General features: G+C 48.9%; 11 protein-coding genes. 5 read left to right on the top strand and 6 right to left on the bottom strand.

Translation table 11 applies throughout. From position 1 onward, the window contains the following. Positions 1-117 precede the first annotated feature (117 nt). Genes JWG39_RS07150 through JWG39_RS07140 form a run of 3 tightly spaced genes read right to left on the bottom strand, consistent with a single transcriptional unit; the run spans position 118 to position 6,283 of the window. On the bottom strand, positions 118-1,302 hold the full coding sequence (locus JWG39_RS07150) for a restriction endonuclease subunit S (protein ID WP_205218699.1): 1,185 nt from the start codon (positions 1,300-1,302) through the stop codon (positions 118-120). Then, positions 1,299-2,876, bottom strand: coding sequence for a type I restriction-modification system subunit M (locus JWG39_RS07145; RefSeq protein ID WP_205218698.1), 1,578 nt, complete (start codon positions 2,874-2,876; stop codon positions 1,299-1,301). The genes JWG39_RS07150 and JWG39_RS07145 overlap by 4 nt, the downstream gene beginning before the upstream one ends. Beyond that, positions 2,870-6,283, bottom strand: coding sequence for a DEAD/DEAH box helicase family protein (locus JWG39_RS07140; protein WP_205218697.1), 3,414 nt, complete (start codon positions 6,281-6,283; stop codon positions 2,870-2,872). Before JWG39_RS07140 ends, JWG39_RS07145 begins: the two co-directional genes overlap by 7 nt. A 574-nt stretch (positions 6,284-6,857) precedes the next feature. Here JWG39_RS07140 and JWG39_RS07135 point away from each other — a divergent pair. After that, positions 6,858-7,214: a DsrE/DsrF/TusD sulfur relay family protein gene (locus JWG39_RS07135; protein ID WP_205218696.1), complete on the top strand. Its 357-nt coding sequence runs from the start codon at positions 6,858-6,860 to the stop codon at positions 7,212-7,214. 626 nt (positions 7,215-7,840) lie between these two features. Here JWG39_RS07135 and JWG39_RS07130 read toward each other — a convergent pair. The 3 genes from JWG39_RS07130 to rph are packed head-to-tail and all read right to left on the bottom strand — an operon-like array spanning position 7,841 to position 10,624. Beyond that, on the bottom strand, positions 7,841-8,863 hold the full coding sequence (locus JWG39_RS07130) for a putative transporter (protein ID WP_205218695.1): 1,023 nt from the start codon (positions 8,861-8,863) through the stop codon (positions 7,841-7,843). A gap of 48 nt (positions 8,864-8,911) precedes the next feature. Beyond that, positions 8,912-9,874 carry a putative transporter gene (locus JWG39_RS07125; protein ID WP_205218694.1) on the bottom strand — a complete coding sequence of 321 codons (963 nt, stop codon included), beginning with the start codon at positions 9,872-9,874 and terminating at the stop codon, positions 8,912-8,914. A gap of 45 nt (positions 9,875-9,919) precedes the next feature. Next, complete coding sequence (rph, locus tag JWG39_RS07120; RefSeq protein WP_205218693.1) at positions 9,920-10,624, bottom strand: ribonuclease PH; 705 nt, start codon at positions 10,622-10,624, stop codon at positions 9,920-9,922. 212 nt (positions 10,625-10,836) lie between these two features. On the opposite strand from rph, the gene ftsE reads away from it, so the two are divergent. From ftsE to JWG39_RS07100, 4 genes are all read left to right on the top strand, one after another. Continuing rightward, the gene (gene ftsE, locus JWG39_RS07115; RefSeq protein ID WP_240192033.1) at positions 10,837-11,547 is read left to right on the top strand and encodes a cell division ATP-binding protein FtsE; all 711 of its coding nucleotides are present in this window, start codon (positions 10,837-10,839) and stop codon (positions 11,545-11,547) included. A 243-nt stretch (positions 11,548-11,790) separates the two neighbouring features. Beyond that, on the top strand, positions 11,791-12,681 hold the full coding sequence (locus JWG39_RS07110; RefSeq protein ID WP_205218692.1) for a cell division protein FtsX: 891 nt from the start codon (positions 11,791-11,793) through the stop codon (positions 12,679-12,681). After that, positions 12,681-13,904: a murein hydrolase activator EnvC family protein gene (locus JWG39_RS07105; RefSeq protein ID WP_205218691.1), complete on the top strand. Its 1,224-nt coding sequence runs from the start codon at positions 12,681-12,683 to the stop codon at positions 13,902-13,904. Before JWG39_RS07110 ends, JWG39_RS07105 begins: the two co-directional genes overlap by 1 nt. Before the next feature lie 259 nt (positions 13,905-14,163). Further along, on the top strand, positions 14,164-15,537 hold the full coding sequence (locus tag JWG39_RS07100; protein ID WP_240192032.1) for a S41 family peptidase: 1,374 nt from the start codon (positions 14,164-14,166) through the stop codon (positions 15,535-15,537). Positions 15,538-15,542: the final 5 nt, after the last annotated feature.

Here is a 15,542-nt window from a genome sequence, read left to right as displayed (position 1 = left end):
AAAGATGTCTACGCGGTTGCGTTCTCTGGTCAGTAAAAATGTCAAGGGTATTACTGCATCTCTTCCTGAAAAACATGCTGGCGATCTGGGTCGAGGAGAAGGGGCAAGTCTCCGGCATTAGAGTTCTCCTCGGAAAGCGCGTTGGGTGAGGGAGTTGAAAAAATATTCATTCTCTTCAACACCTAAATAAAAATTATATTTTAAAACAATGGTCTTGGCTAATATCAAAGAAAATTCCTGTTGCAATTTATAATTTGGTATTTCAATCAATTGCTCTAAAAGGCGCTTCTTTGAAATATTCGGCATTGAACCGGCCGCCCCTCCAGCGATTCCCTGGATTTTTTTTCTTTTCCCTGAATGTGTTAATAGTGCCCATAAGTAGGCAGGAACAACTTTAGCTTTTTCATTGATTCTTAATCTAAAAATTAAATCAGAAAGCATAAGCTTTGGGCGGGTAGAATTAACCAAAGCACAAGCTGCTACCAAGTTATAAGTATTTTTTCGACTAAAAAGGAGGTCACCTTTTTTCACTTCTAGCTGAGGTCTTGGAACTAAATCAGATGGAAGTGCTTTACTCTCTCCTTCTATGAAATTGCACGTTGTAACTGCACCAAGTTTTAAAACCCCCCACTCATTTTTGGCTGGTTCTCGATTATAACATTTCGGGCTCCAGCCGCTGTCAATTCGGTCAAGGATCTTTTTGAGAGGTAACCTTTCCCATCCCTTAGGATTAGTCACCGGATCGCCAAACATATCCAGGAACACGGCGCGGAGAAAGTCGTCGGCGAGCTGGATACCCTGCTGGCGTTTGCGGCGGATGGTATCGGCTTTATCGAGGATGGCGGCGATGCGCTTTTGTTCGGTCAGGGGTGGGAGGGGGATTTCATGATCCCAAAACACCTTCATAGAAACGCGAGGCATTTTTGCTCCTGCTGTTTGCAAAGTCACCCAATCAACAAAATTTTTCGATCTTAGAAAATATGCCAAGTATCTTCGGTCCAGAACCTTTTCATTTGGCAACATTGGTACGAGCTCTGTTGTACCAATACCGGTTTCATCCGGCAGGTATACTTTATTTAGATATGGCCGAAGTTTTGAATAAAGGACATGGCTGCTATTAAACCAATGTGTTGAGTTACCAGCTTCATTTACCGGTGCATAATTGCGTTTAAGTAATGATCCTGTTTCAGACTCAATGTTATCTAACGTAATATGAAGGATATGATCTTCACCTGAATATTTATCTGTTTTCAGTGGCTTTGCTGGAGCCACTTCAGACAATTTCACCATTGGCCAACTCACAGCATCCCCTCCAACTCATCCAAATCCCCTAAAATATCCTTCTCCAAGGATCTGAGCTTTTGGAGAATAACCTTCGGCTCTTCATACACCTCTTCCTCATACACAACCTCCTTATAGCGGTTGATGGAGAGGTCGAATTTATTGGCAGCAATATCCTCTGCATCCACCACAAAGGCCTTTTCTTTCTTATCACCAAAGGCCTCGTTGATCTCCTCCGCTGTGGCGTTGGCCAGCACCAGTTCCCGATACTCCTGCCAGCGGGCAAGGGCATCGGGCAGATCATTCCCCCCCTCGCCCTTCAGCTCGGTGCGTTTATCATCGAGCGAATAGCCATCGGCCTGCAGGTCGTAGAACCAGACGCGCTCTGTGGTGCCACCCTTTGTAAAGAACAAGATTGCTGTGCTCACTCCCGCATAGGGTTTAAAAACACCACTGGGCAGACTGACAATGCCTTCCAGCTGGTTGTTCTCAATCAACTCCTGGCGTAACTGCTTATGGGCCTTACTGGAACCAAAGACCACCCCGTCCGGTACGATCACCGCAGCGCGGCCGCCGAGCTTGAGGGCACGCAGGATATGGGCCACAAAGAGAAGTTCGGTCTTTTTGGTCTTGACCATCCCCAGTACATCGGGGTTGGTATTCGTCTCATCGAGGCTGCCCTTAAAGGGCGGGTTGGCGAGGATACAGTCGAAAAAATCCTCCTCCTGCTGAGGAAAATTCTCCTTGATCGATTTGCTTAAGCTGTCCTGATAGAGGACATGGGCACCGCTGACGCCATGCAGGGCCATATTCATGCTGGAGACGCGGAGCATGGTGGTATCAAAGTCAAAGCCCCAGAACATGTTTTTATTGATATGGTCGCGGTAGGGTTCGAGCAGGTCGCCGCTGTACTGGGTATTGCCCTCTTCATCGGTGAAAATACCAAACTCGCTGGAATACCTGCGATTAAGATACTCCATGGTGCGCACCAGAAACCCGGCTGTGCCGCAGGCCGGGTCGCAGACCGTGTCAGTGGGCTGCGGGTTAAGCATCTCCACCATGGTGTCGATGATATGACGCGGGGTGCGAAACTGTCCGTTAATCCCGGCGGTGGTGAGTTTGCTGAGCAGATACTCGTAGATATCACCTTTGACATCGCTCTGCGCCAGCGGCAGCTTATCGACCATCTCGACAGCGCTGACCAGTACCGATTCGTTTTTGATCTCCATATCGGCATCCTGCATATATTCGCCGATCTGGCCGAGCGACTTCACCTCCGTTTTCATAGAGTTGCCAAGCCTGGAAAAAGAGGGGTAAACGTTCTCCTTGAGATGGGTGCGCAGCTCGCTGCCACCGAGGTTTTTAAAATTTTTCCAGCGCAACAGCTGCCCTTCCGGGGTCTCTTCGTACAGTCTGATAAAATCTTTGCCGGTGCGCCGGGCTTTCCGCTCGGCCAGATCTTCCTGCATGTCGAGCATGCGGGCAAACATCAGATAGCTGATCTGCTCAATAACGGTCAGAGGGTTGGTGATCCCTCCTGTCCAGAATTTTTCCCAGAGTTTATCGATATCGTTACGTATTGGTCCTGTTAACATTGTTCTTCCTGTCCCTGCACGGGGGTTGAGGTGGCACTGGTCGATGAACCAGTCCGTAAAAATGGTTTCAGTGCGGCAATAAGGTCATCGGCCTCCTCAAGACCGAAGACCCCCTCAATGCCCTCGTGTGAAACAGAGGTAAAGGGTGCTTCATAGAGTTTGTCGACAAGGATGGAGCCGTACTGAGCAATATAGTTTTTCAGCAGGTTCATAAACTGCACCTGCCTCGCTGTCAATGCGGGATGCGTATGCAAAAAATCCTTGAAATGTTCTTCAACGGCCTGCAGGTCCAGCCCGATGATCTCGCAGATGGTGAGATGCAGCTGGTCCGCCGTGCGCCCGTAGAAGTCGTTTAAAACTTCGAGGCTCACACCGGGATGGCTGGCAAGGATGGTTGAAGTCAGGCTCTTCAGCTCTGCCTCTTCGATCGTTTCACCTTTACGGATCTTCTGCAACGTCGGGCTGGCATCTATCATTTCATCCAGAATGCCCTTAAGTCTGTGGCGGTAGAGCATGGCATCATTGGCTCCGGCGATCTTGACCCTGCGCTCATGGGTCTCCAGCCCCGAATCTCTGGTGTCGGTGGTGGCCGTTTCGTAGATAGACCCTGTTGGCTGCTGGCAATACTTCATGATGTCGCGCAGTTCACTGCGGGCCGTTTCCAGCCGCTCAATACTTGGATTCTGCCAGAAGTCAGCCGAGCGCACCTCGGCTATCAGTGCTTCCTTTTGCTGCACAGCCTGGATATTGACGGCCAGGCTGTCAAGCCCCGCCAGCAGCTGACTCTGCCCATCGGCAAAACAGCTGGCCTGTTCGACAAAACAGCGTTCTATAAAGGCCATAAGCCTGTCGAGCCGGCTGGCATGTTTGTCGCGCAGCACCCGTGTTGACATCAGGGGGGCAATGGTTGTGGATAACAGATGCCGGGTTCTGGCATCCATCTTCTTCAGCAGCCCGGTCTGCTGCAGCTGGTGTACCAGGCGCAACTCACGTCGGATGGCAATACTGGACTCGGGCAGATCGTTGATATCGGCACGCAAAAGCTCGACCGCAACAGCAAAGGCGGCGGCGTGGTTCTGCTGCAGGGCGGCAGAGGCCAGCGCAAGACGTGTTTCGAAGGTGGTCTGCAGCAGGGATTTACCGCCAACATCTTCCGGCTCCTGGTATTCCTCCTCAAAGAAATCGAAATTGGAGTAGTGATCAAAGATCAAAAATTCGCTCTTATCTTTGCCGGGGCCGAAGAGGTCTGGGCACAAACGCGTGCCGCGGCCAATCATCTGCCAGAACTTGACCCATGATTTTACCGGCCTGGCAAAGACCAGGTTGACAACCTCAGGGATATCGATACCGGTATCAAGCATATCCACAGAGATGGCGATACGGAACTGGTTCCTGCCCTTTTTGAATTCCTTGATCAGACTCTCCACGTGGGGAACAGCATTGTGGATAACCTTACACACCCTGGTGCCGTATTGCGGGTAGAGTGTGCAGAAAAGCTTTTCCAGGTGTTCGGCGTGTTCCTGGCGCTGGGCAAAGATAATGGTTTTTCCCACCAGAGAGCCGGTTTCATCCTTGATACCGTTATTGATCAGATTTTCCAGGATAATGCGATCGGTATCCTCACAGAAAATCTTACGGCCTATATCTTTGCCGGCGATGGTGGTATTGCGTGCTTCTTCGAGACCAACATCTTCTTCCAGTTGACGCTTTTGTTCCTCGGTGAGATCATTGTAGTGAATACCATCACGCAGAAAGTCGGTGGTGAGGTCTTTGACACGAAAAGGAGTCAGATATGGAGGATCGTTGTTGATGGCAGCATCAAGGCCAAATTCGAAGGTCGGATCGGTGGACTCACAATCGAACATATCAAAGGTATTGCGGCTGATAAATTTCACCGGTGTTGCCGTGAGTCCCACCTGCAAAGCATCGAAATACTCGAACAGGTCCTGATACTTGTTGTAGATGGAGCGGTGCGATTCGTCGGCGATTATCAGGTGAAAAAAGCCCACATCCAGCTGAGTAAACCGGTTCATCATGCCGGGATAGGTGGCGATATAGATGCGGGCAGAGGTATCGATTGTACTGGTCCCTCCTATGATACAGCGCGGCTCGGATGGCAGGTGCTGTTTGAAGGCTTCATCGGCCTGGACCCGCAGCTCTTTGCGGTCGCAGAGAAACAGGATTCGTTTGGCCCAGCTGCAGCGGAGCAGCATCTCGGTCAACGCGATGGCGACACGGGTCTTTCCGGTGCCGGTTGCCTGGATGAGCAGCGCCTTGCGACGTTCGTTTTGAAAATGAGCGGCCACGGTCTTGATGGCCTCGATCTGATAGGGGCGATCGGCAATGCTCAGCCGGGGATTATGCTTCTCCAGCTCTTGTTCCCGGTAATGCCGCTGATAGATGCAATACTTGAGGCTCTCTCTGCTGTAAAAGCCGTAGACCGGGCGGTAGGTGTTATACTGAGAATCGTCCCAGATAAAGCTTTCATAGCCATTAGAATAGAAAATCACCGGGCGCTGACAGCCCATATTCTCGAAGGCATCGGCATAGAGACGTGCCTGCTCACGGCCAGCCTGTAAATTGGTGTTGCCGGACTTCTTGGCTTCGATCACCGCCAGGGGATCGCCATTCTCACCCCAGAGAACATAATCTACTTTTCCTTTGCCGGAGGGGTTGTCCTCAAACTGCACTTCGACCTCCTGACCAACCTGCTCCGGATCTTTGATATCCCATCCGGCCTGCAGCAGCATGGCGTCGATCAAAAGATGTCGCGTTTTGGCCTCGCTCCACTGCAGGCTGTCGGCGACGCTCTGGCTCTGCTGTTTCCGTTTCTGCTGCTCAGGTTCGGCAGGTTTTTTACGTTTTTCGCTGTTTTTTATGCGCTCCTGCTCCAGATGGTCTATCACCCGCTGGAGCTCGTCCTGCTGTTTCTTCAGTTCCTTTTCATGGCTGGAGACTGATTTTTGCAGCGTGTTCAATGTGGCGGCAGGATTCTGAATATGTTTAAATTCACCTATTTGCTCTTTTTTTCTGCCATAGTAGCGAAGGGCCATGTACATGGCAATTTGATGGGCAGTCTCCAGTGCTGTTTTCGCATTGCTCAGGTTACCCCTGCCACCGTGGGCGGTGTTGTTGCCTTGAATCCGCAGGAAATTTATCTGATGGATCAGTGACGTATTTACACAGGCCTCAAACACAGGGCTTTTGACCAGCTCGTAGAAGGTGGACTGAGGCATTACTGGCAACAGCTCTTCGTTATAGATGGCTCTGGTGAGTTCTTCAGCAAAGCTGCGCAGTCTGGTCAGCGCACTGCCCGGATCGATATAGAGCACCGCTTCCGCCAGGCCGCCAAGATTGGCCAGTGGCTCATTCTCTGGTCTGAGAAATTCAAAATTCACTGATTTCATAAAAAGTATCCTGCCCATGCCGACCTTAGAGCAACGGCCGTGCCAATTTGAGTTTTCTGATTACGAGATCCCGTGTTTTTTTAAGCCCCGGCAACCTGGCTGCGCGGATACCTTATATCTTTTTTGACGATTACGAATGGATAGAATGTAACATTGATCTCATTGTAGAAACATCCGTTGTGCTGGAAACGCCCAAATTGCTCCTCTCTACGGAAGCTTTTTGCTTTTTCCTGTCTCCCGTCTCCCATCCCTGCCTTTGGGTTCCAACAGACTCATGCAGTTTGCTACCACGGAAAACACGGAAGGACACGGAAAACATCAATTACCTCAAAGCAATAGTGTACTACCACGATTTGTATTATTAACAATTTTTATGAGTGGTAGTAAATTTATCTACCAAATCTGTAAGGAGTGAGGTTAAAATCTCCGTTCTGGCAAAGGAACATGATTCTCTCCATGTTCTCTGCGTCTTAACGAAGAAAACATGAAAATTCCAACACGTCCTTTCACCGAACCTTTGAATATCGGTCGATGGAAAACATGTTGGCTGAGAGATGATGGAGAAAAGAATACTATGAAAATATTGATCATTTTCAATCACGAACCCTACGACAATACCGACGTCAACTGGAACGGTCTGCGTCTGGCCCAAAAGTTGTCCGAGGCGGGGCAGGAAGTTAGAATCTTCTTGATGAACGACTCTGTGGATATGGCTCGTGACGTGTGCAGACCACCCGAGAGCTATGACCAGGATTTGTCACAGATGCTCAAGGACCTCATTGCCAATGGGGTCTCCGTCAAAGTCTGCGGAACCTGCATGGCACGTTGCGGAGTCTACAAGAATCATCCGTATTTCGAAGGTGCCGAGAAATCAACAATGCCAGAGCTGGCGGAATGGGTCATTCACAGCGACAAGGTTATCACATTCTGAAGGGAACCCTGATACCATTCCGATTACGTTGTGACCTCACTAAATGCCATTTTCACTTTCTATTGGCGAATGTAAAGGCAGGGGGACGGAAAACAGGAGAAAGGAGACGGGAGACAGGAAAAAGCAAAAGACGGAACAGCGAAAAAATTTTTGCCAAAGGAAAGCTCTAATCATGCGAATAAAGGCAAAAAACTTTAAAGTTGCGTGGACATTTTTCTGGCGATTACAAATGAGTACTAATTCGTGTTTATCCGTGGTTCCTTTTGCAATTTGTAACCACGAATAGACACGAATTTTCACGAACAGGGACAACACATTAAACGAAAACGTTTGTATCCAAAGTTAAGCCGTACAGTGCATCAGGATTATGAATCAACTTTGGGAGTCATTCGAAAGTCAGGGTTAAGCGTTTTACGCTCTAATACATCAATTACCTCAAAGTAACCACAAGGGCATTCTCTTATGGGTCCCTTATGGTTTTTTCAGTAATAATTCGTGTTTATTCGTGTCCATTCGTGGTTCCTTTTGTCGTTTGTAACCATTCGTAATCACAAAAAAAGATGTCCACGCAGTCGCGCTCTCTAGTCAATATAAAATGTAAATGGTATTACATTTTCCCAATACTTTCAATATCCAATATTACGTTCAAACTCGCGAATACGTCGAAAGATGGAGCGCAGTTCTGTGATAACGGTCCAGCGTGCTGTAAAGACGGAAAAGGAGGCGCGGACCTGACCAAAGGCACTGCTGACTTTGATAAGTATGCCAAGATTAATGACACCGGCAAAAAGCCCTGGAGCCATGAGAAGATAGGGGGTGATCATCATAATCCGGTCAAAAGAGTAAATCCAGACATCGAAGTAGGCGGTATGGCGGAAGAGCCGGTAATAGTTGCTCTCAAGTCCGGTAAACAGTCCAATAATGGTCGGTGGCTGGGCGAAGGATATTTTGTTGTCTTCAGCAAAGACCAGTTCCTTGCGGAATGCTGCCTCGACAATCTGATTATTATATTCCAGAATCGGCAGCTTAATCCCCACCAGCCAGGAGATGACCAGCCCGCCTATAGAAATGAAGAGGGCCAGCCAGACCATTGAACCTTCAGCAAAGACAGATAAAAATGGGATCTGCCAGGAGTCCGCTGTACGAACAATCAAACCGTTGATACTGTTGAGCCAGCTCAGGTTAAGATCAGCGCTGGCCGCCCAGAGAATAGGCAAAAAACTGATCAAAGTGAGAAAAGCTTTCACCACCTGTGCTCCCAGGGACTCAACGATTATCGCAAACCGCATGAAGTCTTCCTGAATCCGCTGGCTTGAGCCCTCTATATCCTGCTCCACCTCACGCCAGCGCTTTATATGGGCGCAGGTGATCGCTTCGCGCCAGTGAAAAGAGTAGATACGTGCAAAATACGCGGAAAACATGCCAAGAAAGACCAGCTCAAGAGCAATTTTAGTGAACTTCCCGATGCCAGTCCAGAAATCTCTAATGTTATAACTGCTGACATCCTGCAGCATCTTGAAAAAATCGCCGCGCCACTCCACCAGCTCTACGGTGAGCATTACGTTTACCTCAATAAGCAGGCAGACGAGGATTCCGCCGCCCCACGCCCATATTGCCCATTTCTTACTGCCGAAAAATGCCTTGAACACGTTTTTAACTCCAGGAGAGGGAACATTGAATATTATTCAAGGTACCCGTCAGTAACCGATATTATGTTCGAATTCACGCAGACGCTTGTGGATGGAGCGCAATTCTGTAATGGTTGTCCAGTTATTGGTAAAGATGGAAAGTGACTCCTGCACCTGCTCAAAGGCATTGGCGACCTGCATTGCCACACCGAGCAATACCGCTCCGGACATCAGCGACGGCCCCATCAGAACGAAAGGCACCACCACCATCAACTGCATGAAAAAAATCAGCCATATATCGAAATATCCATAGTGCAGATAAAGACGGTAGTAGCTTTTTTTCAGTCCGGTAAAGAGGCAGAAGATGGTCTTGAGATCGGCGTAATCCTTTTTGTTATCCTCAGCATAGACAAGCTCCTTGCGAAAAGCTGCCTCGACGCGCTGGTTATCATATTCCAGTCCGGGCAGCTTCATTCCCACCATCCAGGAGATGAACATACCACCGACAGAAACCACAAACGCCACCCATACCAGCGAGCCGGGCACCCCTTCAAGCAGCGGGATATGGACATCTGAACTGTAATGCCAGAGAATCGGGGTGAAAAAGAAGAGCAGCAGCACTGCCTGCAGCGCCTGCAGGCCAAGACTCTCAATGGTGGTGGAAAAACGGCGGATATCCTCCTGAATACGCTGGCTTGATCCTTCAATGTCATGCTCGACTGCACGCCATTTATAGAGATACGAGAAGGTAACTGCCTTGCGCCAGCGAAAGGCGTAGTGACGACTGACCCACGCGTTGAGGGTCTGCAGCGGAATGTATTGCGCCGTGATTACGGCAAAGACTTTGATGCTCCCCCAGAATTCATCAATGTGATGCTTGTGAGGTGTCTGCACAAGGTCGTAAAACTGCTTGTACCAGTCGTTAAAGTCCAGCATTAGCAGAACCTGGTATACCACCATGAGGACCAGAAGAAACCCTGTTCCCCAGGCCCACCAGAAGTAGTGCCTGTCTAAAAAAAATGCTCGTAACATGTATTCGCAAGGTGAGGGTTGGCAACAAAAGGGAAAGGACTCTGCTCAATCCCAGAGAGAGGCAAGTTCCATGCAGCCCTTCCTGGCGAGAGCCATCATGTGAAAAGTTTCTTCATCATCAAACGGTTTTCCCTCGGCGGTGGCCCCCATTTCGATCCAGCGGGCAGACTCGCCGAGGCCACCCATGACAAAATTGGCGTCGGTCTGAGCACGGGAATCTTCGCTGTAGTCGAGATCAAGACAAATTTCTCCATCTACTATACCTGCGGAGATCGCGGTTACCGGCATCACCTTCGGCATCTGTGCCAGCAGTCCCTGTTCAACCAGTCCAAGAAGGGCATCGTTAATGGCAATGGAGGCACCGGTGATGGAAGCGGTTCGGGTTCCACCATCGGCATTGATAACGTCACAGTCCACCCGCAGGGTACGTTCACCGATAGTTTGCAGGTCAACCATCATACGCAGACTGCGCCCGATAAGACGTTGAATCTCCATCGTCCTGCCACCCTGTCCTTTCGTCTCACGACGAAATCGGCTGTTGGTGGCACAAGGGAGCATGCCATACTCTGCGGTAATCCAGCCGCGTCCGCTGTTGCGCAGGAAAGGCGGCACGTTCTCCTCCACAGAGACTCCGCAGAGAACATGGGTGTTGCCAGTTTTAATGAGTATCGAGGCTGCCGCCTGCGGCTGAATACCCCGTTCGAGGGAAAAAGGACGCTGTTGATCGTTACTGCGATTGAAACTTCTCATAGATATTTATCCGAAAAAAAAGAGTACATACCGAAAGCAAAGGTCTCGGCGGAAAATTTTCCGGAGAGTACCACTTTCCGGATTATATTGCTCTTTTCAGACAGTAGATTTGCCTTTCTACGGTAAATACCGTATATATTTAATGGAGTTTCAGGTATTTAATCCGAGGCATTTCCCGTCCCGGTTTCTCTTTTTCGTAAAAATGACAAACCATGAAAAAAAAAGTACATCGCAGAGCAAAACCAATGATCGAAGTGATCAAGGTTGCCAAGATCTATCCACCTGATATCAACGCTTTGCATGAGATCTCTCTTACTGTTAGCAGGGGTGAGATGTGTTTTCTTACAGGCAAGAGCGGCGCCGGGAAAACAACGCTCTTCAAGTTGATCTGCAATATGGACCAGGCAACCAGTGGACTGATTGAAGTTGACGGCCAGAAGATGAATCTGCTTCGTGGCCGCAAGCTCTCGCAACTCCGCCAGAAAATAGGGGTTGCCTATCAAGATTTCAAGCTCCTCCCCAAACGAACTGCAGCGGAGAATATCGCCGTCAGCATGGAAGTAAGCTACAAGAAACCACAGATCATTCGTGATCGGGTGTGCAGTCTGCTTGATCAACTCGGGCTGGCCGATAAGTACAACATCCCTACCGGAGAGCTCTCCCATGGCGAACAGCAGCGGGTGACTCTGGCACGGGCTGTTGCCAACTTTCCGACTCTTATTCTTGCCGATGAACCGACAGGTAACCTTGATGCCGTTACCACTAAACGCGTTATGCGACTGCTTTCCAACTGCAACAAGGACGGTGCTACCATCCTGATTGCGACTCACGACGAGACAATTTTCCGGAAAAGTTCTCATCGTGTACTGGAGATTACCAACGGCAGGCTGAAGAAAATGACAGGCGTCCCGACAGTGCCATGATACCTTCCATGCCCTGTGGACCCTCTCTCAGGTCACCAGACCGGCTGCCTTCTTTATTCGAAAAATCGACGCAGGGATCGAAACAAACGGAACACCGTACAACAAAAAGAGGGTTCTGCCCTGCATGGTATGGATGAGGCAGCAATTTTTCTGCAGGATGTGCAGAAAAAGGATGAATTTACACTGGCACAGAAATCCGCACGCTTTAACCGCAGGTCCAAAGCCCATTGAAGGGGAAAAATAATGAGTTTTCTGTTTACAGTTCTGCGTCAACTTGGTCGTAATCTTCGCCAGACATGGGGGGTACAGATCATGACTCTGCTTACTGTAGCTCTCTCAGTACTGATTTTCTCTTTTTCCTATCTTGTTTACACTAACATCGTACATTTTGGCGATCGTCTCAGTGAAAATATCCGTTTGATTGTTTATCTCGACGAAGAGCCAGGCCCTGAATTGAGAAAACAACTTGAGCGGAAGATTCTGCAGTTTGATGATGTCGAAGAGATTAATTTCGTCAGCCGTGAACAGGCATATAACCGCTTCAAGGCTCAGCTTGGCGAGAATGCCGCCGTCCTCGACGGAATGCCAAAGAATTTTCTTTCTCCCTCGGTAGAAGTGGTCCCGCTCAACACGCTCACTCACCTTAACAGGCTCAAGGATTTCTCGGATTATCTCTCCAAAATGGGAGGTATTCAGAAGGTTCAGTTTGGCCAGAACTGGGTGGAGAAGTTCAACTATACCTCACAGCTTATTACCATCATTGTCATCGCCTCCGGCGCCCTGCTCATTCTGACCACCATCTTTATTGTGGCCCATACCATTCGGCTGACCATCCTTGGCCGCCACAATGAACTTGAACTGTTGAAGCTGGTAGGTGCAACCAACAACTACATCCGCGCACCTTTTCTCCTGGAAGGCCTCCTGCAGGGCCTGCTGGGATCTTCCATCGGACTCGGGACTCTTTATGCACTTTTTCTCTGGGTCAAAATCCATTTTACCACTTCGGGTTTCATGGCCATATTTGATTTCACCTTCCTGAATCCCTGGGGTACAGTGATTATTATCCTCAGCTCCATACTTCTCTGTACCATAGGCTCATGGGTAACCATGCAAAGATTTGTAAAGGTCTGCTAATGAACTCTGTCCAGCAGAAAAAACCTGTGCGTAACGTCCTGCGGGGTACTGCCTTTCTCTTCATTTTTGCCATGCAGGGAATATGTGCCTGCGTCTTTAATACGTTTGCGATGTCTCAAGAACCATCTGTGGAAAAACAGATTGAATCCTACAATGAGAGTATCCTTTACCTCGAAGGGAACATTGCAGTTGCCCGCGGAGAAGACAATCAGTTCAAAAGGGAGGAAAAAAAAATCCTCCATGATATCCTGCAGATGGACTTGATAGTGGCTGAACATCAGACAAAACTGAGAAAACTTCAGGCAAGCGCCAAAAAGTATCGAACAATTATCAGGGGCACAGAAAAGAAGCTGCAGCACCTGCACACAGAACGTGAAAAGGCAGAAGTCATGCTGCAGAAACGCGCTTCCGTCTTCTACAGAATGGGCCGTCTCGGGCTGCTTAATGCCATTTTTTCTGCCCGTACCCTGCCCGATCTGATTATCTTTAATAACGCCTTTGAACAGCTGGTTACGTACGACAGTAAACTTCTTGCAGCCTATGAAGAGACTCTCAAGCTGCAGAAAAAGAATACGGAATCTTTCAAACTGCAAAACGCCGCACTTGACAAGCTGGTCAAACAGGGGAAAGGAGAAGAAGTCAAAGTCGCTGTTGCCCGCAAGAATCTGGAAAAGGTCTTAAAAGCCGTGCAGGACAAACGCAGTTTGCACCGCAAGACTATTCAACAATTGGAAAAAAAATCTCAAGAAATTACAGAGGCGATATCCAGAGTAAAAGATGAGATTACCCGCGAGCAGAAGGCGTTTCTTAAAAGTAAAGGGAAACTGCCCATGCCGGTAGATGGTATCGTAAGGACACGATTTCACGCCTGGACGGAGAATAAATTTGGTGAGCAGGAACTCTGTGAAGGAATTGAAATTGAGGCCCCGGATGGCGCTTCGGTTTGTGCCATCGGTACCGGTAAAGTAATTTTTGCCGGTTATCTCGAAGGCTACGGCAATGCGGTGATCATCAACCATGGTTCCCATGTCTACACTGTCACTGCCCGGCTGGAAAATGTCGAGGTGGAGGCTGAAAAAACGATCAGGTCCGGCACTGTTATCGGTATCGCCGGGGACAGTACCACCCTCTTCACCCGTGGCCTTTATTTCGAAGTCCGCCAGGGCAACAACCAGGTGGATCCTCTGGAATGGATTGACTCTGAGCAGCTCAAATTCAAATAATACCATTCCTGTTAAGTTATGCCCCGCTTTGCATCCTGTTTATCCATTCGTGGTTACAAACGACAAAAGGGACCACGAATGGACACGGATAAACACGAATTATTACTCATTCGTCATTGCCAAAAAAGATGTTTACGCAGTTGCGTTCTCTGGTCAATACAAAATGTAAATGGTATAAGAAACAATTATTCAAGATTTTTATAAAATCAAACTTCGACTAAACGTGAGTAATTACCGTCCTGTAAGGCAAAACAAGATCATGTTAAGACTCCCCACTCCCCGGGTGTTCCACCTCTTCCCGTGTAGAATTATAACTTCAATTCTTCTCGGTGTTGTGTTCTTCGCAGTTCCGGCCCTGGCCGTAACCGATGCACAGAATAAGGAGAAGATACGTCAGGAAGAGCTTACCCGTACCTACAAACAGCTTGAGGTTTTTTCTAACGTTCTCAGCATGCTGCAGGAAAATTATGTGGAAGAGGTTGATACAGCGGATGTGCTTAACGGCGCGATCAAAGGATTACTTTTTAATCTGGATCCACACTCCTCATACCTCAGCCCGGAGGAGTTCAAAGACCTGCAGGAGGAAACCAGTGGACAGTTCACTGGTATCGGCATTGAAGTAACGGTGCAACATGATGAGTTGACGGTCGTCAGCCCCATTCATGGCACGCCAGCAGAATCTGCGGGCTTGAAGGCTGGAGATCTTATTGTCTCCATTGACGGTGAAAATACCGAGAATATCGGCGCGTACAAAGCCATCGAAAAACTACGCGGACCAGAAGGAAGCAAGGTAAATCTTGCTGTTATACGTGCAGGCTGGGCTTCTCCGAGGAATTTCAAGATTACCCGTGCAAATATTCCACTGGTCTCCGTCGAAGGCGAATCACTTTCACCAGGGCTGGTCTATGCCCGTATTACTAATTTTCAGAGCAACACGGGTGCGGACCTGCGTCACCTGCTGGCTGACCTTTCCCAAAAGGCACCCATTCAGGGACTCATTCTTGACCTGCGTAATAATCCGGGTGGACTGCTTGACCAGGCGGTTGAAGTGGTGGATACCTTTCTCAACCAGGGGCGCATTGTCTATACCCGGGGACGTCGAGCCGACCAGAATACCATTTACAACGCGCACAACAACAGCTCCCATGCAGAGTATCCCCTCGTGGTACTGATCAATGAAGGTTCCGCAAGCGCCTCTGAAATCGTTGCCGGAGCGATTCAGGCCCATAAACGAGGTATCATTGCAGGTAAAAAATCCTTCGGCAAGGGTTCCGTGCAGATGGTGATTCCTCTGCCGAATGGCGCCGGACTCCGCCTCACCACAGCCAGGTATTACACCCCGGATGATCGCTCCATCCAGGCGATGGGAATCATCCCCGATGTGGAAGTGGTACAGCGAAAAAGTGATGAAGAAAACACGATGAAACGCAAGGCCCGCAAAGAGATTGATCTCGCGAATCATCTGCCGGGAGAGGCTGAAAAGAGAAACATCAGAGAAAAGGAACAAAATACGCAGGAGCTGAAAGCGTTGCAAAAAAGACTCGCCAACGACAATCAGCTCCATGCTGCCTACAACATCTTGAAAAGTCTCAACCTCTACACCAGACAGAGATCAAAAAAAGAAAAGTTGTAACGCGG

The organism is Desulforhopalus vacuolatus, from assembly GCF_016918505.1.
Taxonomy (GTDB): domain Bacteria; phylum Desulfobacterota; class Desulfobulbia; order Desulfobulbales; family Desulfocapsaceae; genus Desulforhopalus; species Desulforhopalus vacuolatus.
This window is presented reverse-complemented; position numbering and strand designations above follow the sequence as displayed.